Origin of the sequence: Streptomyces sp. NPDC005408 (assembly GCF_040606445.1) — a bacterium.
Lineage (GTDB): Bacteria > Actinomycetota > Actinomycetes > Streptomycetales > Streptomycetaceae > Streptomyces.
The window spans coordinates 13733-38702 of the sequence record NZ_JBEXEX010000012.1 but is presented as its reverse complement, the minus strand read 5'-3'; the positions used below and the strand labels follow the sequence as shown (position 1 = coordinate 38702).

Here is a 24970-nt window from a genome sequence, read left to right as displayed (position 1 = left end):
CACCGGCGCGCCCGTCTCTTTTCTTGTGTCCTCAGTCGCCGGACGGGCTGAACTCTCCGCCTGACCGGCTCAGCCCGCAGGCCACGGCACCTGCGGGCTGCGGTAGAAGTCGATCCCCAGCGCCGCCAGCCTCGGGCCCTGCGCCGCCAGCCGCACCCGGTATGCCTCCCAGTCATGCGTGGAGGCCGGCGACCAGCCCAGCTCCGCAACGCCCACCACCCGCGGGAACGCCATGAACTCGATGTGATCGCTCGTCGAGATCGTCTCCGACCACAGCGGGGCCTCGACTCCCGCCACAGCCGACGCCGGCGCGCCCGGCAGATACGCGGCCGGGTCCCAGTCGTACGCCCGGCGCACCTCGACGAAGCCCGCCCAGTCCAGCCCCAGCGGCGTGTCCTTGTTGTACTTCATGTCGAGGTAGATCCGGTCCGCGGGCGACAGGATCAGCCCAGTGCCGTTCTGCGCGGCCCTCGCGACCTGTGCCTTCTCCTCGTCACTGGTGTCGTCCAGACCCCAGTACTGCGCGAGCGCACCCTTCGCGGGCGTGGCCCCGGTCAGCTGGTGCCAACCGACCACCGTCTTCCCGTACTTGGCGACGATCGGCTGCACCTTGTCCATGAACGCCACATAGTCCGCGTGGCTGGTGGAGTGCGCCTCGTCGCCGCCGATGTGGAGGTATTTGCCGGGGGTGAGCGCGGCGAGCTCGCGCACCACGTCGTCCACGAAGTCGTACGTCACGGCCTTCGGCACGCACAGCGAGCTGAAGCCGACGTCCATACCGGTGTAGAGGGGAGGCGCGATGCCGGAACAGTTCAGCTCGGCGTACGAGGCGAGCGCGGCATTCGTATGGCCCGGCATGTCGATCTCCGGGACGACCTCCAGATAGCGGGAGGCGGCGTGGCGGAGGATCTCCTTGTACTGGGCCTTGGTGTAGTAGCCGCCGCGTCCGCCGCCGACCTGGGTCGAGCCGCCGTAGGTGGCAAGACGCGGCCAGGAGTCGATGGCGATCCGCCAGCCCTGGTCGTCGGAGAGATGCAGATGCAGCTTGTTGATCTTGTAGAGCGCGAGCTGGTCGATATAGAGCTTGACCTGGTCGACGGTGAAGAAGTGCCGGGAGACGTCGAGCATGGCACCCCGGTAGGCGTAGCGCGGGGCGTCGGTGATGGTGCCGCCCGCGATCTGCCAGGGGCCGCGCTCGCGGCTGTCCCTCTCCACGGCCGCGGGCAGCAGCTGGCGCAGCGTCTGCACGGCGTGGAAGAGCCCGGCGGGCTTGCGGGCGGTGAGGGTGAGCCCCGCGGGCGAGGACTGGAGCCGGTACCCCTCGTCGCCGAGGGCACGGTCGTGGGTGCTCAGCCGCAGCCGGATGCCGCCGGGGGCGTGGTCGCCGGTGACGGGCAGGGCGTATCCGGTGGAGGGCCGCAGAATCCGGGCGAGATACGTGCCGATCTGCCGCGCCTCACGGGAGTCGTCGTCGACCCGGATCCGGGTGAAGGGGGTGAGGGTGTACGGAGCCCCGCCCGGCCGGACGGACGCGGGCGCGGGGACGATCTGCCCGAGGGGCCGCGGGGTGGAAACGGACTGGGCGGGCGCGGGTCCGGCGCCGATTGCGCAGATGCCCGCGGCGGCGACAAGCAGCAGCGAGCCGAGCAGACGGGGTAACGCTCTGGGCTGTATCACAGGCTGGGTCCCTTCGACGGGCATCGCAACTGTGGCCGGTCATCATGCGTACCGTGCGCCCCAGTTGAGGTCAAGGTGTAGACCACTTCCTCGGCCCCCTGATGAAAGAATCCCCGCATGGCGACTGTGCCATCCCGGGGGACAACCCCCGGACCGCCGGCACGAACCCCCCGGGCGGCACCCCCGCCAACTCGCCCTGGGCCAGCCCCCGCACGCCACCCCCCGGTGCGAGAATCGCGGGCATGGCGGAAATCATTCAGAAGGACGGGACTTGGACCTTCGACGGGGACACGGTGCGCATCGTGCCCGGCAGCGACAAGAGCGTGAGCCTGCTGCGCAAGACCCTCGGTGAAGTCGCCGTCCCCCTGACCGCACTCGCCGGGATTTCCTTCGAGCCCGGCAAGAAGTCCGGACGGCTCCGGCTGCGCCTGCGCAACGGCGCCGATCCGCTCCTCCAGATCACCGGCGGCAAGCTGGAGGACAGCTCCGACCCCTATCGGCTCACCGTCGAGAACGACCGCACCGGCGTCGCCGAGTACTTCGTCGACGAGGTGCGCAACGCCCTGCTGCTCGAACAGGTGCAGACAGGACCCGTCGACACCTACCTCCTCCCCGGCCCCGCCCTGCCCATCACCGTCGGTGCGGGCGACGGCACCGCCACCTTCGACGGTGAGCGAATCCGTCTCGAGTGGAACTGGAAGACCGAGGAGTCCAAGTCCTCCGGCGGCGTCCGCAGCGTCGCGCTGGAGGACGTGGACGCGGTCGAGTGGCTGCCCTCGGCCGGTCTGGAGAACGGCTACCTCCGATTCAGGGTGACCAAGGTCGGCTCCCCGCCCCCGCCGAAGTACGACCCGTACGCCGTGGAGCTGTGGGGCTTCCGCAAGGACCCCCTGATGGCGCTGATCGGGGCCGCCGTAACGGCACGGATGCCGCATCCGTACGCACCGGAGGACGCCGTCCCGCCCCCCGCGCCCAGCGGCGACGATCATGACGCACTGCTGCGCCGACTGCGGGACCTGGGTGAGCTGCATCAGGCCGGAATACTGACGGAAGAGGAGTTCACCACCGCAAAACGGGCGGTTCTGAAGCGCCTCTGAGTGAGATGTGCCCGGAATCGGGCAGGATTCTTGCAAACACGACGGGTGACCCCGCAATATCTACGGGTGCTCGAACGCCGCCCATCGTCCCACGACGATCTCATCGACCATCTGGTGCGCAGCACCGCGCTCCAGCGCGGTGAGGCAGCCCGGGTGGTGCTCGACGTGCTGGCGTACTTCGACGAGAAGACCGAGGAATTCGTCCGCCGCCGCCACCGCGAGCTGCAATCCGGTGGCCTGGCGAATGCGGAGATCTTCGAGCGCATCGCGGCCGAACTGCCGCACCGCGCCGTGGCGCCGCCGGAGCTCTCGCTCCGCCAGCTGCGCCGCATGGTCTACGGCTGACCGGCCGGGCACACACCTGATCTACCGGAGGGGCATAACTCTATGTGTGGAATTGTCGGTTACATCGGCAAGCGTGACGTGGCACCGCTGCTGCTCGAAGGCCTGCAGCGGCTGGAGTACCGGGGCTACGACTCCGCGGGCATCGTGATCACGAGCCCCAAGGCCACCGGCCTGAAAATGGTCAAGGCCAAGGGCCGGGTCCGTGACCTGGAGGCCCGGGTCCCCAAGCGCTTCGCCGGCACCACCGGCATTGCCCACACCCGCTGGGCCACCCACGGCGCCCCGAGCGACATCAACTCGCACCCGCACCTCGACCCCGAGAACAAGGTCGCGGTCGTCCACAACGGCATCGTCGACAACGCCGCCGAGCTGCGCGCGAAGCTGGAAGCGGACGGCGTCGTCTTCGCCTCCGAGACCGACACCGAGGTGCTCACCCACCTGATCGCCCGCTCCCAGGCCGAGACGCTCGAGGAGAAGGTCCGCGAGGCGCTCAAGGTCGTCGAGGGCACCTACGGCATCGCCGTCATGCACGCCGACTTCAACGACCGCATCGTCGTCGCACGCAACGGCTCCCCCGTCGTCCTCGGCATCGGCGAGAAGGAGATGTTCGTCGCCTCCGACGTCGCCGCGCTGATCTCCCACACCCGCCAGATCGTCACCCTCGACGACGGCGAGATGGCCACCCTGAAGGCCGACGACTTCCGCACCTACACGACCTCGGGAACGCGCACCACCGCCACCCCCGAGACCGTCGAGTGGGAGGCCGCCTCCTACGACATGGGCGGCCACGACACGTACATGCACAAGGAGATCACGGAGCAGCCCGACGCGGTGGACCGCGTCCTGCGCGGCCGCATCGACGAGAAGTTCTCCACCGTGCACCTCGGCGGCCTGAACCTGGACGCCCGCGAGGCCCGCGGCATCCGCCGTGTGAAGATCCTCGGCTGCGGCACCTCGTACCACGCGGGCATGATCGGAGCCTCGCTGATCGAGGGCCTGGCCCGTATCCCCGCGGACGCCGAGCCGGCCTCCGAGTTCCGCTACCGCAACCCGGTCGTGGACCCCGACACCCTGTACATCGCCGTCTCCCAGTCCGGTGAGACGTACGACGTGCTCGCGGCCGTGCAGGAGCTCAAGCGCAAGGGCGCCCGCGTCCTCGGCGTGGTCAATGTGGTGGGCTCCGCGATCGCCCGCGAGGCCGACGGCGGCGTGTACGTGCACGCCGGCCCCGAGGTCTGCGTCGTCTCCACCAAGTGCTTCACCAACACCGTGGTCGCCTTCGGGCTGCTCGCCCTGCACCTGGGCCGCATCCGCGACCTCTCGGTCTCCGACGGCAAGCGGATCATCGAGGGCCTGCGCAAGCTGCCCGCGCAGATCAGCGAGATCCTGGAGGGCGAGGCCGACATCAAGAAGCTCGCCGAGGAGTACGCGGGCGCCAAGTCGATGATGTTCATCGGCCGGGTGCGCGGCTACCCGGTGGCCCTCGAGGCCTCGCTGAAGCTCAAGGAGATCTCCTACATCCACGCCGAGGCCTACCCGGCCTCCGAGCTCAAGCACGGCCCACTGGCGCTCATCGAGCCCGCGCTGCCGACAGTCGCGATCGTCCCGGACGACGAGCTGCTGGAGAAGAACCGCGCGGCCCTGGAGGAGATCAAGGCCCGCAGCGGCAGGATCCTCGCCGTGGCCCACCGCGAGCAGGAGAAGGCCGACCACACGATCCTCGTACCGAAGAACGAGAACGAGCTGGACCCGATCCTGATGGGTATCCCGCTCCAGCTCTTCGCGTACCACACGGCCCTGGCCATGGGCCGCGACATCGACAAGCCGCGCAACCTGGCCAAGTCGGTCACCGTCGAGTAGCCGGACCTAGGGGGTGTCTTCCGGATCTTGTCGGGCTGATCCAAAAGACACCCCCTAGCATCCCGGACACAGCGGTCCCCCCGCGCGCAGCCAACGATGCGCGCGGGGGGACCGCCTTTTGGTGAGCCGGTGCCGCCCAAGCACCGGCTTGCGGCTGCCTCAGCCGGTGGCCGTCACTCCTCGGCCGGCAGCGCGCCCTGAGAGGGTCGGCCACTTGGCGAGTGCGGCCGTCGCGCCGTACCAGGCCGCGAGTCCCGCGACCGCGCCGGCCCAGCCGCCCGCCTTGGCCAGCCCCTCGTTGTCCGCGAACGACGCTATGCCGATCAGCAGCAGCGAGACGAACAGCAGCCCGTACACGCCCTGTCCGAACAGTCCGCTGCCCGCGGACGCTGCGGTCAGGGTGAGTGCGAGCAGCGCCCACAGCAGCAGGAAGAGACCTGCCGCCTCGGCCGACATCTCACTGCCGACTGCGGTGCCCCAGGTGAACCAGAAGGCGCCGAGTCCCGAAAACGCCGTGCCCGTACCGGCGTTGCCCGCGCGGTACTCCAGCAGACCGATGATGAACAGTGCGACGCCGCCGACCCACGTCGCGAGACCGGCCGCGTCCGAGGCCGCCACATTGTCGATCACACCGGTGTGGCCGACACCGAACGCCAGCAGGGTCAGTCCGAGCGCGAGGTGGCCGAGAGTCGAAGTAGTTGCGCTTCCCGCAGAGACTTCGTTGTCCACGGCGGGCTCCCTTCGTGTCCTGTGCAGTTGTGCTGCTTCCCAGCGACCCTTATGTACCCTTCACAAGCGCACAATCCACCTGTACGGGCGAGTAGATTTCCGTACACACCAAGGGAGTTGACCCCGCGCGACCTGGGCGGAAAGCGCAAGTGGAAGCGCGATTACGGGTTGGCTACGGGATGACAACGACAGGCCGCTGCGCGCGCTTCGCGAGCCGTCCCGCCACCGAGCCGAACAGGCGCCCGACGATGCCGTGCGTCGAGCCGACCACGATCGCGTCGGCCGAATACTCCCGGCCGACCTCCTCCAGCTCGTGGCAGATGTCGCCACCGCGCTCGACGAGAATCCACGGCACCTCGGTGAGGTAGTCCGCGCACGCCAGCTCAAGTCCCAGTACCTCGGTGCGGTGATCGGGGACATCCACGAAGACCGGGGGCTCACAGCCTGCCCAGACGGTGGTCGGCAGCCGGTTGGCGACATGGACGATGATCAGGGCAGAACCGGACCGTCTGGCCATGCCGACGGCGTACGCGAGCGCCCGCTCACTGGACGTCGACCCGTCGAAGCCGACAACGACTCCGTGCCGGAAGGCGGGATCGCAAGAATGACGTGGTTCTTCTGCCGCTTGGAGGTCCGACGAAGGGTCGGCGACCTGCTTGCGGTCCGCGGGTTCGGGGAATTCGTGACCGGCCATCGGTGTCTCGGCGTTCAGATCCTCATGGGAGGGCGACGGTGGGCGGCAGAGCTGTGTCCGGGAATCATCTTCCCTGGCCCATACCCCAAGGGTACGGCGACACTCCTTCCCTGCCCAGAGCGCACAGCCCCTCTCACGGCATTCCAGGGAGCATGCCCGAGCCCGCCCAGGATGGCAATGCCGCTTGGTGTCTACAGCCGTCTGGGCACCGCCCGGGACGCGCCAGGGTGACCGAACCGCTCCACTTGTCGTTGGCACCTCGGTCACCCCGCCGCCTCCAGGGAGCTTCCGTGTCCGCACCACCGTCCGCCCCGGCCTCCGTCCCCTCTCCCGCCCCCTCCCCGGCCCCGCAGCACGGACGGCGCCGGGCGCCGCGCCGGGCACAGGAGGCGTCCGCCGGGCCCGCGGGAAGCGTTCCTCACCCCTCGTCCGAGTCGGCCGGCGACGTGGTGCGCTGGGCGGCCTTCAGCTGCGTGCTCGTGCCTGTCGTGCTGGTCGTGTACGGCACGTCCGTCGGCGGGGCCGCCGCTGCGGCCCTCGGCCTGGCCGCGGTGACGGCCGCCTGCCGGGTGCTGCTGCGCCAGTCCGAGCGCAGTGCGGCCAGGGCCCGCGCGGCCGAGCCGCCGCCGCGCGGCCGCCGCGCGCGGACTGCTCCCGGGGCGCACCGGGGCGGTCGGCACGGGGCCGGAAGTGCGCCCGGCGACTGACGGGTTCGTACACTCGCACCCGTATGATTTCAGCCAACTTCACGCCAGTGGCTCTCCCTTGGCGAAATGGCCTGCCAACCCCCTTGCCACCAGGGAAGAAAGGACTATTCGCGGCCCTTGCGCCCTACGTGGATGGGCCATGAGTGCCAGGCGCACTTCCCTGCGCGGCCGCCGAGTGGAACGCTTCGTGATCGAATGCTTCGCGCCAAGTTGCCATGTCGACATAGCGGGGGATTCCGAACTTGTCACGTCGGCGCCACGGGACACAGTAGATTCGATCATGAGTATCGAAGACTCGGGACTCGTGCAAAACCGAGGGGAAACGTGCAGGAGCGAAAGGCCCGAAACGAACGGGGAGACGCGAACACCGAGGGGGGCTTAGCGTCATGAGTCAGGACTCCGCCGCACCGGAGGCAGCACGGAAGCTCTCCGGCCGCCGGCGCCGGGAGGTCGTCGCGGTGCTGCTGTTCAGCGGTGGCCCCATCTTTGAAAGTTCCATCCCGCTCTCGGTGTTCGGAATTGACCGTCAGGACGCCGGAGTTCCCCGCTATCGACTGCTCGTCTGCGGTGGCGAGGAGGGCCCGCTGCGGACCACCGGCGGGCTCGAACTGACCGCGCCGTACGGCCTTGAGGCCATCGGCAGAGCAGGCACCGTCGTCGTACCGGCCTGGCGGTCGATCACGTCACCGCCACCGCCGGAGGCACTCGACGCCCTGCGGCGCGCGCATGAGGAGGGGGCCCGGATCGTCGGACTGTGCACGGGTGCGTTCGTGCTCGCCGCGGCCGGTCTGCTGGACGGCCGCCCGGCCACGACCCACTGGATGTACGCGCCGACACTGGCCAAGAGGTACCCATCCGTCCATGTCGATCCGCGCGAGCTTTTCGTCGACGACGGCGATGTGCTCACCTCCGCGGGCACCGCGGCCGGAATCGACCTCTGCCTCCACATCGTGCGCACCGACCACGGCACCGAGGCCGCCGGGGCACTCGCCCGCAGGCTGGTCGTGCCGCCGCGCCGCAGTGGCGGGCAGGAACGCTATCTGGACAGGTCTTTACCAGAGGAAATCGGGTCGGACCCGCTGGCCGAGGTCGTCTCGTGGGCGCTGGAACATCTCCATGAACAGTTCGACGTGGAGACTCTGGCCGCACGGGCGTACATGAGCCGGCGCACCTTCGACCGGCGATTCCGTTCGCTGACCGGCAGCGCGCCGCTGCAGTGGCTGATCACCCAGCGGGTGCTTCAGGCCCAGCGGCTGCTCGAGACCTCCGACTACTCGGTCGACGAGGTCGCGGGCCGCTGCGGCTTCCGCTCGCCGGTGGCGCTGCGTGGCCATTTCCGGCGTCAGCTGGGCTCCTCACCGGCCGCGTACCGGGCCGCCTACCGGGTTCGCCGCCCGCAGAGCGAGCCGGCACCGGCCGCGGTGGTGGAGGCCGTCGTACCGGCGCAGGCCGGCCCCCAGGCCAGGCGGGCCGCAGCGGCGGCGGGAGCCTCGGGCCCCGCGGCCACATCGGCCGCTCCACCGGAGCTCGGAAAGCCTCCTTCCGACGCGTACGCGTCAGGCCACGGCCGTCCGAGCCTGCCGGGCCAGCGGAGTGCGCCCTAGGCCGCCCTGACGCGATGTCCTGCCCGGCCTGACAGGCCGGGCAGGACCTAAGGTAGGACGCATGAACGATCGCATGGTGTGGATCGACTGCGAGATGACCGGGCTCTCGTTGGCGGACGACGCACTCATCGAGGTGGCCGCACTGGTCACCGACTCGGAACTGAACGTGCTCGGCGAAGGGGTGGACATCGTGATCCGCCCGCCGGACGCGGCGCTGGAAACGATGCCCGAGGTGGTGCGGCAGATGCACACCGCCTCGGGCCTCCTCGACGAGCTGGCGGGCGGCACCACGCTCGCAGCCGCCGAGGAGCAGGTTCTGGCGTACGTACGCAAGCACGTCAAGGAGCCCGGCAAGGCCCCGCTGTGCGGGAACTCGGTCGGCACCGACCGCGGCTTCCTGCTGCGTGACATGCCGAAGGTGGAGCAGTACCTCCACTACCGGATCGTCGATGTCTCCTCGGTCAAGGAACTGGCACGCCGCTGGTACCCGAGGGCGTACTTCAACAGTCCGGAGAAGAACGGCAACCACCGGGCTCTGGCGGACATCCGCGAATCCATCGCGGAGCTGCGCTACTACCGGGAAGCGGTCTTCGTGCCGCAGCCCGGACCCGACTCGGAAACCGCGAAGAAGATCGCGGCGAAGCACGTCCTGCCCGCGGAGTAGGACCGCAGCGGGACCGGATCAGCACCGGATCAGCACCGGAGCAGGAGCGGAGCAGGGCCCGCGCCAGGGGGCCGTAAACCCGGGCGCGAGCACCCTCTCCGACCCTGTACACTTTTTCTCGGCCGGTCGGAAAGAGACCGGTCGTGGTGGGTATAGCTCAGCTGGTAGAGCACCTGGTTGTGGTCCAGGATGTCGCGGGTTCGAGTCCCGTTACTCACCCTGATCGATCAAGGGCCCCGGTCTTCGGACCGGGGCCCTTGACGTTTCTTGATCGTTCCTACGAGGAGTCGCGTACGACCAGCTCCGTCGGGAGCACGATCTGCGGACGCTCCGTCGCCCGCCCCGTAATTTCCTGAAGCAGCACCCGGGCCATCGTGCGGCCCATCTCCTCGATCGGCTGGCGCACGCTGGTCAGCGCCGGATCCATGTGCCGCGCCACCGCCGAGTCGTCGAAGCCGACCAGGGCCACGTCGTCCGGGATCCGGCGGCCCGCCTCGCGCAGCACCTGGCGGGCGCCCGCCGCCATCACGTCGGAGGCCGCGAAGACCGCGTCCAGCTCCGGGCAGCGCTCCAGCAGGTCCCTCATCGCGCGGCGGCCGCTCTCCTCGGTGAAGTCCGCCGGGGCCGTCAGCCGGGGGTCCGGGGGCAGGCCGGCTGCCGCGAGGGCCGCGCGGTAGCCGTCCAGGCGGCACTGTGCGCCGTACACGTCCAGGCGTCCGGTGATCGTCGCGATCGAGCGGCGACCACGGGCGGCCAGATGCGCGACGGCGCTGCGGGCACCCTCGAAGTTGTCGGAGTCGACCGCGGCGAGCGTCTCGCGGGCGGAGCGGCGGCCGCTGATGACGGCCGGGATGGAGAGGTCTTCCAGCATGTCCGGGATCGGGTCGTCGGCGTGCACCGAGACCAGCAGAACGCCGTCGACGCGGTGGGCGGCCAGATACTGGGCCAGGCGGCGGCGCTCGCGGTCGCTGCCGGCGAGCGTGAGCAGCAGCTGCATGTCGGTGTCGGCGAGTGCCGCGCCGACACCGCGGACCATGTCGGAGAAGTACGGCTCGGCGAAGAACCGGTCCTCGGGCTCGGGGACGACGAGGGCGATCGCATCGGTGCGGTTGGCGGCCAGCGCGCGGGCCGCGCGGTTGGGTACGTACCCGAGTTCGGCGACGGCCGCCTCGACGGCGGCGCGGGTGGCTTCGCTGACCCGGGGCGAGCCGTTGATCACGCGGGAGACCGTGCCGCGGCCGACTCCCGCGCGTGCGGCGACCTCTTCGAGCGTCGGCCTGCCCGTGCCCCGCCCTCCGCTGCGCGTACGGATTGTCCGAGACACCATCTCCGCCTCCCCAGGCTTCGCCGTCCGAGAACATAACGTGCCGGGTGCCTTGACACCCCTTCGGTGAGCCGCGACTCTTCAACACATCACATATGGGAGCGCTCCCACCGTACCTGACTCATACACAACCCGCACGTTCCCCGCCCGAGCCGCAGAACGTCAACGTAATGGCGCTGCACGCCAGTTGGCCGGGGGGTCGGCACGTCAGGGCACAAGGAGGACGCAATGCGCAGGGCAGTAATCCTCGCGGTCGTCGCCGCGCTCGGCGCCGGTCTGCTGGCCGGCTGTGCCAAGGACAGCGACGAACCCACAGGCAGTGCCTCCAACGGCGGCGGTGGTGGCAAGGGCAAGACCACGCTCACTGTAGGGGTCTTCGGCGCATTCGGCCTCAAGGAGGCCGGTCTGTACGACGAGTACATGAAGCTCCACAAGAACATCGAGATCAAGCAGACCTCGATCGAGCGGAACGAGAACTACTACCCGCAGCTGCTGACGCACCTGGGCAGCGGCAGCGGACTCGCCGACATCCAGGCCGTCGAGGTCAACAACATCGCGGAGATCACTGCCACTCAGGGGGGCAAGCTGATCGACCTCGGCAAGACGGAGGGCGTGCAGAAGGACGCGTATCTGCCCTGGAAGTGGGCGCAGGCAACCACCAAGGACGGCAAGACGATTGCGCTCGGCACCGACATCGGGCCGCAGGGCATCTGCTACCGCAAGGACCTCTTCGCCAAGGCCGGACTGCCCACCGATCGTGAGGCGGTCGGCAAGCTGTGGGCGGGCGACTGGAACAAGTACCTGGACGCGGGCCAGCAGTTCAAGGCGAAGGCGCCCAAGGGCACGGCGTTCGTGGACTCGGCGACCGGTGTGATGTCGGCGATCACCGGCAGCAACGAGAACCGCTTCTACGACAAGGACGGCAAGATCGTCTACAAGACCAACCCGGCCGTGAAGCAGGCCTGGGACATCGCGGCTTCGTTCGCGACGGAAGGGCTGACCGGCAAGCTCCAGCAGTTCACGCCGGCCTGGGACCAGGGCTTCGCCAACGGCACCTTCGCCACCGTCTCCTGCCCCGCCTGGATGCTCGGCTACATCCAGGACAAGGGCGGGGCCGCGGGCAAGGACAAGTGGGACGTGGCCGCCGCGCCCAAGCCCAGCAACTGGGGCGGCTCCTTCCTGACCGTCCCGGACGCGGGCAAGAACAAGGAGGAGGCGGCCAAGCTCGCCGCCTGGCTGACCGCACCCGAGCAGCAGGCGAGGCTCTTCGCCAAGCGCGGCAGCTTCCCGAGCGCCAAGGCCGCGTACTCCCTGCCCGAGGTCTCCGGCGCCAAGCACGCGTACTTCGGCAACGCGCCCATCGGGGAGATCTTCTCCAAGGCCGCCGAGGGTGTGCCGGTCCAGATCATCGGGCCGAAGGACCTGATCATCGCGCAGAACCTGGGAGACATCGGCATGCTCCAGGTCGACCAGAAGGGCCGGTCCTCCAAGGAAGGGTGGGACGCGGCGGTGAAGGCGATCGACAACGCGCTGGACCAGTGACCGGTATGGCAAGTGACGCACCGGCCGCCGCGCCCTCCCAGGGGGAGGAGGGCGCGGCCCCGCGCACGTCGTCCGGCACACGGTCCGAGGCGCCGGCCGACCAGCGCCGGCGGGCCCGGCGCAGCCGCCGCTACCGGCTGGACGTCAAGTGGAGTCCGTACGCCTTTGTCGCGCCGTTCTTCGTGTTCTTCCTGGCCTTCGGGCTCTTTCCGCTGCTCTACACCGGCTGGGCCTCGCTGCACCGGGTGGAGCTCACCGCGCCCACCGACATGGAATGGGTGGGGCTGCGGAACTTCTCCCGGCTCCTTGAGGACGAGTTCTTCTGGAACGCGCTGCGCAACACGGTCACCATCGGGCTGATCTCCACGGTGCCGCAGCTGCTCATCGCGCTGGGCATCGCGCATCTGCTCAACTACCGGCTGCGCGGCTCGATGTTCTTCCGCGTCGCCGCGCTGACTCCGTACGCCACTTCGGTGGCCGCCGCGACGCTCGTCTTCGTGCTCCTCTTCGGGCGCGACTACGGAATGATCAACTGGGCGCTGGGCCTGGTCGGTTTCGACAAGATCGACTGGCAGAACGGCACCTGGACCTCCCAACTGGCTGTCTCCACCATCGTCATCTGGCGCTGGACGGGCTACAACGCGCTGATCTATCTGGCGGCGATGCAGGCCATCCCGAACGATCTCTACGAGTCGGCCGCGCTGGACGGCGCCTCGCGGTGGCAGCAGTTCATCCATGTCACCGTCCCCTCGCTGCGGCACACGATCCTGTTCACCTGCGTGGTCTCGACGATCGGTGCGACCCAGCTCTTCGGCGAGCCGCTGCTGTTCAACGGCAGCGCGGGTGCGACCGGGGGCGCCGACCACCAGTTCCAGACGCTCGGGCTCTATCTGTACGAGCAGGGCTGGGTGAATCTCCATCTCGGCCGGGCGTCCGCGATCGCCTGGTCTATGTTCCTGATCCTGCTGCTGATCGGCGCGGTGAACTGGCTGCTCGCCCGCCACCTGAGCAAGAGCGCGTAGGGGGTACGACGATGACGACCTTGCTGACTGCCAAGCCCGCCAGAAGCCGCGCCGGACGCCAGTTGCACGGCGGGCGGATCACCTATGCCGTACTGATCATTTTCACCGTCGGCTCCCTCTTCCCGCTGGTGTGGACGGCGATCGCCGCCTCCCGCAACAACACCCGGCTCGCGCAGACTCCCCCGCCCTTCTGGTTCGGCGGCAATCTCTTCAAGAATCTCCAGTTCGCCTGGACCGACGCCAATATGGGCACCGCCCTGCTCAACACCACGATCGTCGCCGGGTCGATCGCCACCGGGACCGTCATCTTCTCGACGCTCGCCGGCTTCGCCTTCGCCAAACTCCGCTTCCGCTTCAAGAACCTCCTGCTCCTGCTGGTGATCGGCACGATGATGGTGCCGCCGCAGCTCAGCGTCGTACCGCTGTACATGCTGATCGCCGAGCTGTCCTGGACCGACCAGTTGCAGTCCGTCATCCTGCCGACCCTGGTCAGCGCCTTCGGCGTGTTCTTCATGCGGCAGTACCTCATGGAGGCGCTGCCCACCGAGCTGATCGAGGCGGCGCGCGTGGACGGCGCGAGCAGCTGGCGTGTGGTGTGGCATGTCGTTTTCCCCGCCGCGCGGCCCGCGATGGCGGTGCTGGGGATGCTGACCTTCGTCATGGCCTGGAACGACTTCTTCTGGCCGATCATCGCGCTGACCCAGAACGGCAGCCCCACCGTGCAGGTCGCGCTGACCGGGCTCGGCCGGGGCTTCATCCCCGACCAGTCGGTGATCATGGCGGGCGCGCTGCTGGGCACGCTGCCCCTGCTGATCGCCTTCGTCCTGTTCGGCAAGCACATCGTCGGCGGCATCATGCAGGGCGCCGTCAAGGGCTGACACCTCCTCACATCCCCGTACCTACGCACATGTTGGGAGCACACCCATGTCCGCCATGCCTATGACCTTTCCGCCCGCCTTCCTGTGGGGCACCGCCACCGCCGCGTACCAGATCGAGGGAGCGGTGCGGGAAGGCGGCCGCACGCCGTCGATCTGGGACACCTTCAGCCGTACGCCGGGCAAGGTGGAAGGCGGTGACACCGGGGACAGGGCGGTCGACCACTTCCACCGCCGCACCGAGGACGTCGCCCTGATGGCGGGCCTCGGCGTCAACGCGTACCGCTTCTCGGTCTCCTGGCCACGCGTGCAGCCCACCGGACGCGGCCCCGCCGTCCAGCGCGGCCTCGACTTCTACCGCGGCCTCGTCGACGATCTGCTGGAGCGCGGCATACGCCCCGTGCTCACCCTCTACCACTGGGACCTGCCCCAGGAGCTGGAGGCGGCGGGCGGCTGGCCCGAGCGGGACACCGCGCACCGCTTCGCCGACTATGCCCGCATCGTCGCCGACGCCCTCGGCGACCGCGTGGATATGTGGACCACCCTCAACGAGCCCTGGTGCAGCGCCTTTCTCGGATACGGCTCCGGGGTCCACGCCCCCGGCCGCACCGACCCGGTCGCCGCCCTGCGCGCGGCCCACCATCTCAACCTCGGCCACGGTCTGGCCGCCCAGGCGCTGCGCTCGGCGCTCCCCGCCGGCGCCCAGCTCTCCGTCAGCCTCAATCCGAGCGTGGTCAGGGCGAGAAGCCAGAGCCCCCAGGACCTGGACGCGCGCCGCCGTATCGACGCGCTCGCGAACCGGATCTTCGCGGACCCGATGCTGAAGGGCACGTATCCGGAAGATCTCTTCGCGGACACGGCGCGCCTCACCGACTGGTCCTTCGTCCACGGTGACGATCTCGCAGTCATCAAGCACCCCCTCGACTCGCTCGGACTGAACTACTACGCACCTGCAGTTGTATCGGCTGCCACTGACAATCACGGCGAGCGCAATGACGGCCACGGCGCGAGCGAGCACTCACCCTGGCCGGGCGCGGACGCGGTCTCCTTCCACCAGCCGCCCGGCGACCTCACGGAGATGGGCTGGTCCATCGACCCGACCGGCCTCTACGACCTGCTGCTGCACTACACCCGCGAGGCTCCGGGCCTGCCGCTGATGATCACCGAGAACGGCGCGGCGTACGTCGACAAGCCCTCCGCCGACGGCTCGGTCCACGACCCCGACCGCATCCGCTATCTGCACGGCCATCTCCTCGCGGTCGGCCAGGCGATCGTGGACGGCGCGGATGTGCGCGGCTATTTCCTGTGGTCGCTGATGGACAACTTCGAGTGGTCGTACGGGTACGGCAAGCGCTTCGGCGCGGTGTACGTGGACTACGAGACGCTGGCCCGTACGCCCAAGTCGAGCGCGTACTGGTACGGGGAGCTGGCGCGGACGGGGGTGCTGCCGGAGCCTCCGGCGTAGCTCAGGGCCGGTGGGTCAGCCGGTGCTTGAGCCGGCGGTTCACCGCCGGTACGGAGGGCGCTTGATGTCCGCGTCGCTCCTGCCCGCCACGGCGTCGTCGTACAGGGCCTGGGCGTCCTTGGCGTACAGCGGCGAGTAGGTGATCCAGTCGACGTTCTCGTCGTTGCCGCCGCCGTTGTAGCCGCCGGTGTTGCCGATGACCTTGCCGGTGCGGGTCGCGGGGTCGTAGTCCGTGATCCAGGGACCGCCGGAGACTCCTCCGTAGAAACCGCCGCAGGTCATCCTCATCTGCCGGAAGCCGGTGAGCCGTTGGGTGGCGACGTCGCAACGCAGCGCCTGGTGCTTCTTGTTGACGCCTTCGCCGCTGGGATAGCCGATCACGGTGGCGTTGTGACGATAGCCGGAGGCCCGGGTGAAGGTGAGCGACCCGGTGACGTCCTCGGGCCTGCCCCTGACGTTGGGGGCGAGGCGCACAAAGGCGAAGTCCAGGTCGGAGACGGGCTTCTTGGTGTTCTGCTCGTACCTCGGGTCGACGAAGACCCGCTGCACCTCGAAGACGCCGCCGGGCTGGTCGTCGGCCGATGCTCCATGGCGGTACTGCGGTACGAAGACGCCGTGCGTGGCGCGCTTGAGGCCTTTGGCGCAGTGACCGGCGGTGAGGACGAGATCCCTGGTGCCGCTGTGGACGACGCTGCCGGTGCAGGAGGTCGCTCTGCCGCCGAGCGGCTTGCCGTCGTAGAAGAAGGTGCCCACCATCGGCAGCCCGTCGAAGTACTCCCCCTTCCTGACCGTGGGAGGCGCGGCCGCCCACATACGGGACGCGCCTCGCGCGGAGTCGACCGGCACGGCATCGGCCATGCGCTCCGCCGTCCAGTACTCCTCCTCGGCCTCGTCCGCCGGATCCTGGGAAGGGCCCGCTCCGAGGGCTCCCGCGCAGAGAATGAGCGCGAGAAGGGACATCCGATGTGAACTCAACACACTGTCCTTCCGGTGGATGATCAGCCTCCGGAACTCAGTGAAGCAGCTCGAACCAGGTTGCCTTGCCCCGGCCCGGGCCATGGGTGCACACGCCCCACGCGTCCGCGCCGTAGGAGATCAGCTGCATGCCGCGACCGCTCTCGTCCTCGTCGGCGGGTGTCTGGCAGGCCGGGACGCCAGGTGCCTCGTCGTGCACGAGGATCCGGAGGCGGTGGGCGTCCGCCCATCCCGCGAAGAGCGTCACGGGGGCGGTGCAGCCCTTGAGTACACAGGCATTGATGGCATTCGTCACCGCCTCGGAGGTGAGCAGAGTCGCGGTGTCGATCAGCTCGGTCCGCCGGGTCGCGGCGAGGAGCGTACGGACGGTCTCACGTGCCGCGCGGACCCATAAGGGGTCGGGCGGAAAGACCAGCGACACGTCGCCGGTCGGGGGGTCCTCCATACGGGCGCCTCCAGATGGGGTGTGCGGTGAGCTCGACCGTAGGCAACGGTGCGTGCCAGTTGCAACCGTTTCCGCGGAGTGTCACCGGTGTGGGTGATGCACGAACGACCTTGTGGACCAGGGCAGTTCGCCTCGGCAGACTGCATCGCAGGAGGTCACACACATGCCACCGAGGAGCAACCCCAGCGAGCGCCAGCGTCGGCTCGGCCTGGAGCTGCGCAAGCTCAGAAACAGCGCCGGTCTCTCCGGCGACCGGGCCGGAGCGCTGCTCGACGCGGACCGGACGCGGATCAGCAACATCGAGGCGGGGCGGATCGATGTCTCGCGCAACCGCCTGTACATGCTGCTGCGGGAGTACGGGTGCGCTTACGGTCCCCTGTTTGACGGGATCATGGAGATGGCCCAGGAACGGGGTAACGGCTGGTGGGACGACTTCGACGACACGATCGGCCCCACCGCCCGGGACCTGGCCGAGCTGGAGTCCCGGTCCACAGTCCTGCGGACCCACGAACCGCTGTTCATTCCGGGCATGCTGCAGACCGAGGAGTACGCAAGGGCCGTGCTCAGCGAGGCTGAGGGGGATCACCAACGAGCCGAGCGTTACGTCGAGTTCCGGCTCACACGCCAGCGCGTACTGACGGGCGAAAAACCAGTCACCTACCGCGCTGTCATCCACGAGGCCGCACTCCATGCGCAAGTCGGCGGCCCAAGGGTGATGCGCAGACAATTGCTCCGGCTGATCGAGGTGGCCCGCCTCCCCCATGTGACCTTGCGGATCTTCCCGTTCGAGGCTGGCGTCTACTCCGCGTACAGCCGGTCGTTCGCCGTCTTCGGGGGCGGAACACCCGAGCTGGACACCGTTTACCTGGAGCACCCGATGAACTCGCTGTTCCTGCGGGATGGAGAGCAACTCGACGAGTACGCCAAAATGTTCGAGAGGCTGTCGAGCTTGGCGCTCGCCCCGGTCGACCCCGAGTCTGCCCCGGAGTCGCATGAGTCCCGCGACTCGCTGAGCTTGATCCAGCACGTGATGTACGCACTGTGAAGGGAACCCCAATGCCCCAACTCGCATGGCAGAAGTCCTCGTTCAGTGGTGGCGGCGAAGGCGAGTGCGTCGAACTGGCCGCTACCAGCGGTGACATCCACTTCCGGGAGAGCGACCGGCCCACGCAGATCGCCACCACCAACCGGGTGACGCTCGCCGCGCTGCTCGACGCGATAAAGGCAGGCGACCTCAGTCGCTGAGCACTTTCCACGTACCCCGGCGGGCATGACGCAGCAGCACCGGATCGTCGCCCACCACCACGGGGTTGCCGACCTCGGCCAGCAGGGCGAGGTCGGCCGCCTCGTCCGCGTACGCATGGCAGTCCGCCGGGTCGAAGCCGTACTCCCGCATGAGAGTGCGCGCCGCGTATCCCTTGCCCTGCCCCCGCATGCAGGTCAGCACCTCGTCCGCGCCCAGGCGGGCCGCGAGCGGGGCCACCACGGGCAGCGGGGAGCTGGACATCAGCACCATCAGATCGCCCGCCACCGCGTGGCGCAGATAGGCGGCGAGGCCGGGCTCGTTCCACAGTGCCTGCCGCACCAGCGTGCCGCCCACGTCGAAGAACGCGGCCTTGCGCGGGGCCTGTCGGGTTTTGGCGGTGATAGGAGTGATCGGGGCAACCGTGTCGTTCATGCCCATCAGTACGGAGAGGGGCGATGAATCACTCAATGGTCTCGGGGGTTTTCCCCACCCCGGAGTGACCTGACAGCGGGATGTCCCCGAAGGGCCACACCGTCGATCGTGGTGGTACGGGATCGACGGCTTACGGGGAAGGCATGACCATGCAGCTCAGGAGTGGATCGGGCACCATCTGCAGGACTGTCGCGGCGGCCGCGCTGCTCGCGGTCACCGCGAGCGTGGCCCTGCCCCTCGCCCCGGCCGGCGCGCATTCACCGCCGCCGCAGCGTCCGCCGAGCGGGGTGTGGCAGGTGGACGGCTACGGCGAGGTGTTCTCGCTGAACAAGGGCCGGTTGCAGGAATACCAGGTCACCGGCATCAGCTGCTTCAAGGGGCTGTCCGCCGAGCGCGCCGGTGGTCAGGGCGGGGCGGCCCGGTACGCCAACGACCACGGATTTGTCTTCACCGTGCGGTCCACCGGCCGCCCGGACCGGGCCTGGATGCACATCGACGGCTCACCCGGCGACCGCGGTCTGCGGCGCCTCGACGCGCTGCCCGCCGCCTGCCTCGAACCGGCGCCCCGCGGCCCGGTCGCCGCCTTCGACGTCTTCTGGCAGTCCTTCGAGGAGAACTACCCCTTCTTCTCTGCCAAGGGAATCGACTGGCACGCCGTACGGGACCGCTACCGCCCCCGGATCGACGCGCACACGACCGACGCCGAACTCTTCGCGGTCTTCCGGGAGATGGTCTCGCCGCTGCACGACGCGCACGTCGCCGTGCTCGCGGGCACGACGGGTTCCTACGGCACGGTCCGGCCGGGCACGGTGATGCCGGACGAGGAGCTGGACGCCAAGGTCACCTCGTACATCGAGAAGCGCGATCTGAAGGGCGGCAAGCTCCGGCAGTTCGCGGGCGGCCGGATCAGCTACGCCGAACTCCCCGGCGACCAGGGCTACATCCGGATCTCCGGCTTCGGCGGCTACACCGAGGCTGAGGACTTCGAGGCCAACAGCGCCGTACTCGACAAGACCCTGGACGCGATCCTCACGCCGGCGACCACCGCCCGGCTGAAGGGCCTGATCATCGATCTGCGGATCAACGGCGGCGGCTCGGACTCGCTGGGACTTCAGCTCGCCGGACGCCTCACCGACCGTCCGTACTTCGCCTACGCCAAGCGGGCGCGTAACGACCCCGCCGATCCGACGCGGTTCACGCGCCCGCAGCCGCAGTACGTACAGCCCGCCGCCGGCCGCCCTCGCTACACCGGCCCGATCGCCGTGCTGACCGGCGGCTCGACCATCAGTGCCGGAGAGACCTTCACCCAGGCGCTCATCGGGCGGCCCGGCCGGACGGTCAGGATCGGGGAGAACACGCAGGGCGTCTTCTCGGACGTGATGGAGCGCGAGCTCCCCGGCGGCTGGCAGGTCATGCTGCCCAACGAGGAGTTCCTGACCCGCTCCGGCACCACCTTCGACGGCCCGGGCATCCCGCCCCACCTGCGGGAACCGGTCTTCACCGACGAGGAGTTCGCGAAGAACAGGGACTCGGCCTTCGACCGGGCCGTCGCCGTGCTCGGCCACCGAGGGCGATGAAAAGGCGCGCCCCGGCCGGATGGGGGGTGGTCCGGCCGGGACGCGCGGGTGGGGGGCCTGGTGGTTACTTGAAGGCGCCGAACGCCTTCGTGAAGGCCAGCGGCTCCTGGACGATCGAGGAGCACGTCGCGTCCGCGGACGGCTTCGCGCCGCCCGCGCACTGCTTGTCACGCGCTCCCGACCACATGGCCAGCCAGCCGATGCCCTTCGACTTCGCGAAGTCGACCAGCTGCGTGGCGTCGTCGACCTTGAAGATCTCGACCGCGACGTCATTGACGCCGATCATCGGGGTGACGGCGACGGCCTTCCACGCGGCCGCGTCCGACAGACCGAGCACGCCCTTGATCTGCGCCTGGGTCGCCGTCGCCGCCTGGATCGCGTACTGGCCCATGTCACCGCTGTAGGCGGGCCCGTAGTCCATCGCCATGATGTTGACGGCGGAGACCTTCACGCCGTTCTTCTTGGCGTCGGCGACCAGGTCCACGCCGGGCTGGGTCAGGCCCTCCGGCATCACCGGCAGGGTGAAGGAGACGTCCAGGCCCGGGTGGGACTTCTGGAGCTGCGCGATCGCCTGCGAGCGGCGGGAGTTGGCGGCGGTGTCCGGCAGGGCCGCGCCCTCGATGTCGAAGTCGACCTTGGTGAGCTTGTACTGGTCGACGACCTTGCCGTACGCCTTCGCCAGCTCGTCGGCGGAGGAGCACTTCAGACCCAGCTCGGAGCCCGCGGCACCGCCGAAGGAGACGCGGACATCGCCGCCCTTGGCGCGCAGCGCGCCTATCTGGGAGGCCACCTGGTCGTTGCCGAGGTCGGTGACACCGCCCCAGAGGGGGGCGCAGCTGCCGCCGGAGGTGATGAAGGCGAGGTTGAACTCCTTGACCCCGGTCTTGGTCGCGGTGTCCACCAGGTCGTACGCCGGGTAGAGCGAGGTGTCGATGTACGGCGCGAAGCCCGCACCGGCCCCGGTGCCGCCGCTGGGGGTGGGCGTCGGCGTGGGCGTCGGCGTCGAGGTCGGCGGCTTGGTGGGGGTGGTGCTCGCCGTCGGGGTGGGGGTCGGCTTGGGCTGCTCGGTGGGGCGGCCGCTCGGCTGGGGGGTCGCGCCGTCGTCCACCGAGCACTTGACCTTGTTGATGAGACAGGAGGTCGGGTCGGCCGCGGTCGCCGAGGTGCTCGCGGCGGTGACGAAGCCGACGGTGACCGAGGCGCCGGGCGCGAGCTGCTTGTTCCAGCTGGCGGGCTTGACGGTGACGTGCCGGCCGTTGACGGTGTGCTCACCGTTCCACAGAGAGCTGATCGTGGTGCCCGTGGGCAGATCGAATTCGAGCGTCCAGTCCGACTGCGCCGTGTCGGTGTCATTGGTGATGACGTACTGGCCGGTGTAACCGCCGCTCCAGGAGCTGGTCTTGGTGTACGCGGCTCCGACGGACGCGGCCTGCGCGGTTCCCGTGAGGGCGAATGCCGCGCCGCCGATCACCGCGGCCGCGACGACGGCGCCGACCGCCTTGGTCCTGACGCTCGCCCTGCGCCGGTGCGTACTGCTGCCCATTGCGTGCCTGCCTCTGCGTTACGGGGGTGGGGGGTGGTGAGGCAGCACGCTAGCGATACGGAAACGGACAAATGACCGGTTCGGGGCGGGGGTTGAACTTCTTAGGACGGCCTTAAGGAAGCCATCGGAAGCGATTAATGGTAGAGACCAGTGCGGGCGGCTGAGAGAGGCTCCCGCAGTCCCGCAGCCTCGCAACCCCCCGCAACCCCGCGGCCACGGACGGACCGGCTACGGGCGAAGCGGCTCCGGACGGACCGGTCAGGCGGAGGCTCGCTTGCGGCGCTTGACGCCGCCGCGGTGGCCCCGGCGGCGCTCCGGCCCCACGCCTTCACGCGGGTCGAGGCCGATCCAGATGCGTACCTCCGTGCCGCCGAGCACCGAGCTGCCGATCCGTACGTCCCCGCCCGTCGACTCCGCCACCCTGCGCGCGATGTCCAGGCCGAGCCCGGTCGAGCCGTCCCTGCCCCCGCTGTTGCCGCGGGCCATGGCCGCCTCAGGGTCGGTGATCCCCGGTCCCGCGTCCGAGACCAGGACGATGACCGCGTCCTCGCCGTTGTGCACGTCGACCGAGAAGGCGGTGCCCTCCGGGGTGTGCCGGAAGACATTGCCGAGCAGCGCGTCGAGCGCGGCAGCCAGTTCGGGGCGGGCGACCGGGATGCGTACGGGACGGCCGACGCCCGCGACCCGCACCTTGCGGCCCTCGTCCTCCGCCAGCGCCGACCAGAAGTCCATCCGCTCCCGGACGACTTCGGAGACGTCGCAGCCCGCGCCGGGTCCGGTCGCCGCGGTCTGCGGCTTGGCCTCGCGCGCGGTACGGATGATCGTGTCGACCTCGCGCTCGAGCTGCTCGACGGCGGACCTGGTCTGTTCGGCGACCGAGCCTTCGCCGAGCGAGGCGGCGTTGAGGCGCAGCACCGTCAGTGGTGTACGCAGCCGGTGCGAGAGGTCGGCGGCCAGTTCGCGTTCGTTGGCGAGCAGCTGGACCACCTGGTCGGCCATGGAGTTGAAGGCGATCGCGGCGGAGCGCAGTTCGGTCGGGCCCTCCTCGGGAACGCGGGCGCCGAGCTTGCCCTCGCCGAGGTCGTGCGCGGCGCCGGCGAGCCGCTGGGCGGGCTGCACCATCCGTATGCCGAGCCGGTCGGCGACCGCGACCGAGCCGACGACCAGCGCCAGACCGACGCCCGCGAGCACCAGCCAGGCGGTGTCGACGCCGTTGGAGACCTCGCCGTCGGGGACGAAGACCTCGACGACGGCGATCTGGCCGGTGCTGATGGCGGTGGGCTGGAGCAGGGCGGAGCCGTCCGTGACCTCGGTGATGGAGGCGCGGCCGAGGCGCTGCGTGGTCGCCAGGTCCTTCTGCGCGGCCCGGCGGGTGCCGATGTTCACGGGCTGGCTGCCAGGCTCGCCGGAGGCCGGTATGTGCACGGCCATCCGCCCGGCCGCACCGGCCTGGGTGGACAGCACGGCCCGCTCCAGCGGATCGCGGTCCGCGGTGATGGAGAGGGTCGGGCCGAGGGCGGCGGCCTGCCGCTCGGCGTTGGAGAAGGCCCGGTCCCTCGCCATCTCCTTGATGACGATCCCGAGCGGTACCGCGAAGGCGAGCACGACCATCACCGTGACGGCGAGGGAGACCTTGACGAGCGCCCATCTCATGGCATGTGTCCGTTCGGCCGGTTTCCGGTCGGAGGTTCGAGCTTCACTCCGACACCTCGGAGGGTGTGCAGATAGCGGGGCTTTGCCGCGGTCTCACCGAGCTTGCGCCGCAGCCAGCTCAGATGGACGTCGATGGTCTGGTCGTCGCCGTAGCTCTGCTGCCAGACCTCGGCGAGCAGTTCCTTGCGCGGTACGACGACGCCGGGCCGTCCGGCGAGAAAGGCCAGCAGGTCGAACTCGCGGCGGGTCAGGTCGAGTGCCGCCCCGTCCAGCTCGGCCTGACGGCGCAGCGGGTCGATGGAGAGCCCGCCGACCTGGATCACGCGCGAGGGCGGGGCCTCTCCGGCGGCGGCCCGCGAACGGCGCAGCACGGCCGCCATCCGCGCGGAGAGATGCTCCACCGAGAAGGGCTTGGTGAGGTAGTCGTCGGCGCCGTCGTTGAGCAGCCGGACGATCTCCGTCTCGTCGTCCCGCGCGGTGGCGATGATGACGGGTACGTCGGTGATTCCGCGCAGCATCTTCAGCGCCTCGGACCCGTCGAGATCGGGCAGGCCGAGATCGAGGATGACCACGTCGAAGCGGAAATGGGCCACCTCGCGCAGCGCCTCCAGGGCCGTGCCGACGCTCCGCACGGTGTGGGAGGCCTCGGTCAAGTGCCGGATGAGGGCGGAGCGCACGAACTGGTCGTCCTCGACCACGAGCACACTTGCCATGGGCGGCACCGTACGCCATCCGGAGTAGCTCAGTCCTCCTTGGGACAGACGTGGGGCGCGTGGTGCAGTATGGCCCCGATGCATCGAGGACTCGTACATGCCATGGCGTGGTCGCTGTCCACCGGGGCCGCGGTCACGCTCTCCTGGTGGGGCGTCCATACCGTCATGTCCGGGACCGCGTACGACCGGCCGCGTGCACTGCCGATCAGCGCGGACGCGGCGACCACGCAGGGCGCGAAGCCGCAGGCTTCCAGCACCCGGCGGCCGCCGAGCACGACAGCATCGAAATCGGCCACACCGGACAAGAGCCGTAAACCGTCGGCCACTCCGTCCGCCGCGAAGCCGAGCACGTCGAAACCGGCCTACTCGCAGTCCCCTTCGTCGACACCGTCGTCAGGGAACGTGAAGGGCTACACGGTCGACGGCGGCCGGGTCGTCTTCGACATCGGCGAGGTGTCGGCAGAACTGGTGTCGGCGACGCCGGACGCTGGCTGGCAGATGCAGGTCTGGAAGCAGCCGGAGTGGATCCGGGTGACGTTCACCAAGGACGGCCGCGAGAGTTCGGTCTTCTGCACGTGGAACGGCCATCCGCCGATGGTCGAGTTCGACGAGCGCTAGGGCCTGTCGTTTGGATCAGGCCGGATCAGTGAGCGGCCCGCCGCGGAGCGGCTGATGTCACTGCGGTGCGTGCGATCGCAGGCCGGAGGATGGGGGTCCCCCCGCCGAAGGCAGGGGGAGAGCCGACGCGGAGCGTCGGCGACTGACGACAACGCGGCGTGGG

Annotated in this window: 24 protein-coding genes and 1 tRNA gene; 15 read left to right on the top strand and 10 right to left on the bottom strand. The window is 69.4% G+C overall.

Going from position 1 to position 24970, the window contains the following annotated elements; genetic code table 11:
* Positions 1-69: 69 nt before the first annotated feature.
* Positions 70-1677 (bottom strand): beta-N-acetylhexosaminidase, encoded by a 1608-nt coding sequence (locus ABZS64_RS14280; RefSeq protein ID WP_355828064.1) that lies wholly within the window; start codon positions 1675-1677, stop codon positions 70-72.
* Between the two features lie 242 nt (positions 1678-1919).
* Between ABZS64_RS14280 and ABZS64_RS14275 the strand changes: the two genes are divergently transcribed.
* From ABZS64_RS14275 to glmS, 3 genes are all read left to right on the top strand, one after another.
* The gene (locus ABZS64_RS14275) at positions 1920-2774 is read left to right on the top strand and encodes a DUF4429 domain-containing protein (RefSeq protein ID WP_355828061.1); all 855 of its coding nucleotides are present in this window, start codon (positions 1920-1922) and stop codon (positions 2772-2774) included.
* Positions 2775-2840: 66 nt separating this feature from the next.
* Positions 2841-3119 carry a hypothetical protein gene (locus ABZS64_RS14270; RefSeq protein ID WP_355828058.1) on the top strand — a complete coding sequence of 93 codons (279 nt, stop codon included), beginning with the start codon at positions 2841-2843 and terminating at the stop codon, positions 3117-3119.
* 42 nt (positions 3120-3161) lie between these two features.
* Positions 3162-4979: a glutamine--fructose-6-phosphate transaminase (isomerizing) gene (gene glmS / locus ABZS64_RS14265; RefSeq protein ID WP_355828057.1), complete on the top strand. Its 1818-nt coding sequence runs from the start codon at positions 3162-3164 to the stop codon at positions 4977-4979.
* Between the two features lie 159 nt (positions 4980-5138).
* On the opposite strand, the gene ABZS64_RS14260 is transcribed toward glmS, so the two are convergent.
* Together ABZS64_RS14260 and ABZS64_RS14255 are read right to left on the bottom strand one after the other, a co-directional pair.
* Complete coding sequence (locus tag ABZS64_RS14260) at positions 5139-5708, bottom strand: acetate uptake transporter (RefSeq protein ID WP_355828055.1); 570 nt, start codon at positions 5706-5708, stop codon at positions 5139-5141.
* A gap of 172 nt (positions 5709-5880) precedes the next feature.
* Complete coding sequence (locus ABZS64_RS14255) at positions 5881-6402, bottom strand: universal stress protein (protein ID WP_355828053.1); 522 nt, start codon at positions 6400-6402, stop codon at positions 5881-5883.
* A 446-nt stretch (positions 6403-6848) separates the two neighbouring features.
* Here ABZS64_RS14255 and ABZS64_RS14250 point away from each other — a divergent pair, with 446 nt between their 5' ends.
* The 4 genes from ABZS64_RS14250 (at position 6849) to ABZS64_RS14235 (ending at position 9596) form a co-directional block, all read left to right on the top strand.
* A complete protein-coding gene (locus tag ABZS64_RS14250; protein ID WP_355828359.1) occupies positions 6849-7109 on the top strand; it encodes a hypothetical protein in 261 nt (86 codons plus the stop codon).
* Positions 7110-7495: 386 nt separating this feature from the next.
* Positions 7496-8713 (top strand): helix-turn-helix domain-containing protein, encoded by a 1218-nt coding sequence (locus tag ABZS64_RS14245; protein ID WP_355828051.1) that lies wholly within the window; start codon positions 7496-7498, stop codon positions 8711-8713.
* A gap of 61 nt (positions 8714-8774) precedes the next feature.
* A complete protein-coding gene (gene orn / locus ABZS64_RS14240) occupies positions 8775-9377 on the top strand; it encodes an oligoribonuclease (RefSeq protein ID WP_355828048.1) in 603 nt (200 codons plus the stop codon).
* A gap of 146 nt (positions 9378-9523) precedes the next feature.
* Positions 9524-9596, top strand: a tRNA-His gene (locus ABZS64_RS14235).
* Between the two features lie 58 nt (positions 9597-9654).
* Here ABZS64_RS14235 and ABZS64_RS14230 read toward each other — a convergent pair.
* Entirely contained in the window at positions 9655-10704 is a 1050-nt protein-coding gene (locus ABZS64_RS14230; RefSeq protein ID WP_355828045.1) for a LacI family DNA-binding transcriptional regulator, read from the bottom strand.
* Between the two features lie 225 nt (positions 10705-10929).
* Between ABZS64_RS14230 and ABZS64_RS14225 the strand changes: the two genes are divergently transcribed.
* From ABZS64_RS14225 to ABZS64_RS14210, 4 genes are read left to right on the top strand one after another with little or no spacing between them, the layout of a single operon-like run.
* The gene (locus tag ABZS64_RS14225) at positions 10930-12243 is read left to right on the top strand and encodes an ABC transporter substrate-binding protein (RefSeq protein ID WP_355828043.1); all 1314 of its coding nucleotides are present in this window, start codon (positions 10930-10932) and stop codon (positions 12241-12243) included.
* A gap of 5 nt (positions 12244-12248) precedes the next feature.
* Positions 12249-13265: a sugar ABC transporter permease gene (locus ABZS64_RS14220; protein ID WP_355828040.1), complete on the top strand. Its 1017-nt coding sequence runs from the start codon at positions 12249-12251 to the stop codon at positions 13263-13265.
* Between the two features lie 11 nt (positions 13266-13276).
* Positions 13277-14143 (top strand): carbohydrate ABC transporter permease, encoded by an 867-nt coding sequence (locus ABZS64_RS14215; RefSeq protein WP_355828037.1) that lies wholly within the window; start codon positions 13277-13279, stop codon positions 14141-14143.
* A 55-nt stretch (positions 14144-14198) separates the two neighbouring features.
* A complete protein-coding gene (locus ABZS64_RS14210; RefSeq protein WP_355828356.1) occupies positions 14199-15605 on the top strand; it encodes a GH1 family beta-glucosidase in 1407 nt (468 codons plus the stop codon).
* 39 nt (positions 15606-15644) lie between these two features.
* Here ABZS64_RS14210 and ABZS64_RS14205 read toward each other — a convergent pair whose 3' ends face one another.
* Both ABZS64_RS14205 and ABZS64_RS14200 read right to left on the bottom strand, forming a co-directional pair.
* A complete protein-coding gene (locus ABZS64_RS14205; protein WP_355828034.1) occupies positions 15645-16580 on the bottom strand; it encodes a trypsin-like serine protease in 936 nt (311 codons plus the stop codon).
* 37 nt (positions 16581-16617) lie between these two features.
* Entirely contained in the window at positions 16618-17025 is a 408-nt protein-coding gene (locus ABZS64_RS14200) for an ATP-binding protein (protein WP_355828031.1), read from the bottom strand.
* Positions 17026-17188: 163 nt separating this feature from the next.
* On the opposite strand from ABZS64_RS14200, the gene ABZS64_RS14195 reads away from it, so the two are divergent.
* Together ABZS64_RS14195 and ABZS64_RS14190 are read left to right on the top strand one after the other, a co-directional pair.
* Entirely contained in the window at positions 17189-18070 is an 882-nt protein-coding gene (locus ABZS64_RS14195) for a helix-turn-helix transcriptional regulator (RefSeq protein WP_355828028.1), read from the top strand.
* 11 nt (positions 18071-18081) lie between these two features.
* Entirely contained in the window at positions 18082-18270 is a 189-nt protein-coding gene (locus ABZS64_RS14190) for a DUF397 domain-containing protein (RefSeq protein ID WP_355828026.1), read from the top strand.
* Here ABZS64_RS14190 and ABZS64_RS14185 read toward each other — a convergent pair.
* On the bottom strand, positions 18260-18703 hold the full coding sequence (locus ABZS64_RS14185; protein ID WP_355828023.1) for a haloacid dehalogenase-like hydrolase: 444 nt from the start codon (positions 18701-18703) through the stop codon (positions 18260-18262). The two genes, ABZS64_RS14190 and ABZS64_RS14185, sit on opposite strands and share 11 nt — an antisense overlap.
* A 149-nt stretch (positions 18704-18852) precedes the next feature.
* Between ABZS64_RS14185 and ABZS64_RS14180 the strand changes: the two genes are divergently transcribed.
* A complete protein-coding gene (locus ABZS64_RS14180) occupies positions 18853-20280 on the top strand; it encodes a S41 family peptidase (protein WP_355828353.1) in 1428 nt (475 codons plus the stop codon).
* 64 nt (positions 20281-20344) lie between these two features.
* Here the strand turns inward: ABZS64_RS14180 and ABZS64_RS14175 are convergent, their stop codons facing one another.
* The 3 genes from ABZS64_RS14175 to ABZS64_RS14165 all read right to left on the bottom strand — a co-directional run bounded on the left by ABZS64_RS14175 (position 20345) and on the right by ABZS64_RS14165 (position 24189).
* On the bottom strand, positions 20345-21823 hold the full coding sequence (locus ABZS64_RS14175; protein WP_355828020.1) for a cellulose binding domain-containing protein: 1479 nt from the start codon (positions 21821-21823) through the stop codon (positions 20345-20347).
* A 258-nt stretch (positions 21824-22081) separates the two neighbouring features.
* Positions 22082-23476: a HAMP domain-containing sensor histidine kinase gene (locus ABZS64_RS14170; RefSeq protein ID WP_355828017.1), complete on the bottom strand. Its 1395-nt coding sequence runs from the start codon at positions 23474-23476 to the stop codon at positions 22082-22084.
* Positions 23473-24189 (bottom strand): response regulator transcription factor, encoded by a 717-nt coding sequence (locus ABZS64_RS14165; protein WP_355828015.1) that lies wholly within the window; start codon positions 24187-24189, stop codon positions 23473-23475. Before ABZS64_RS14165 ends, ABZS64_RS14170 begins: the two co-directional genes overlap by 4 nt.
* Positions 24190-24258: 69 nt before the next feature.
* Here ABZS64_RS14165 and ABZS64_RS14160 point away from each other — a divergent pair, with 69 nt between their 5' ends.
* A complete protein-coding gene (locus ABZS64_RS14160) occupies positions 24259-24807 on the top strand; it encodes a hypothetical protein (protein ID WP_355828012.1) in 549 nt (182 codons plus the stop codon).
* Positions 24808-24970: the final 163 nt, after the last annotated feature.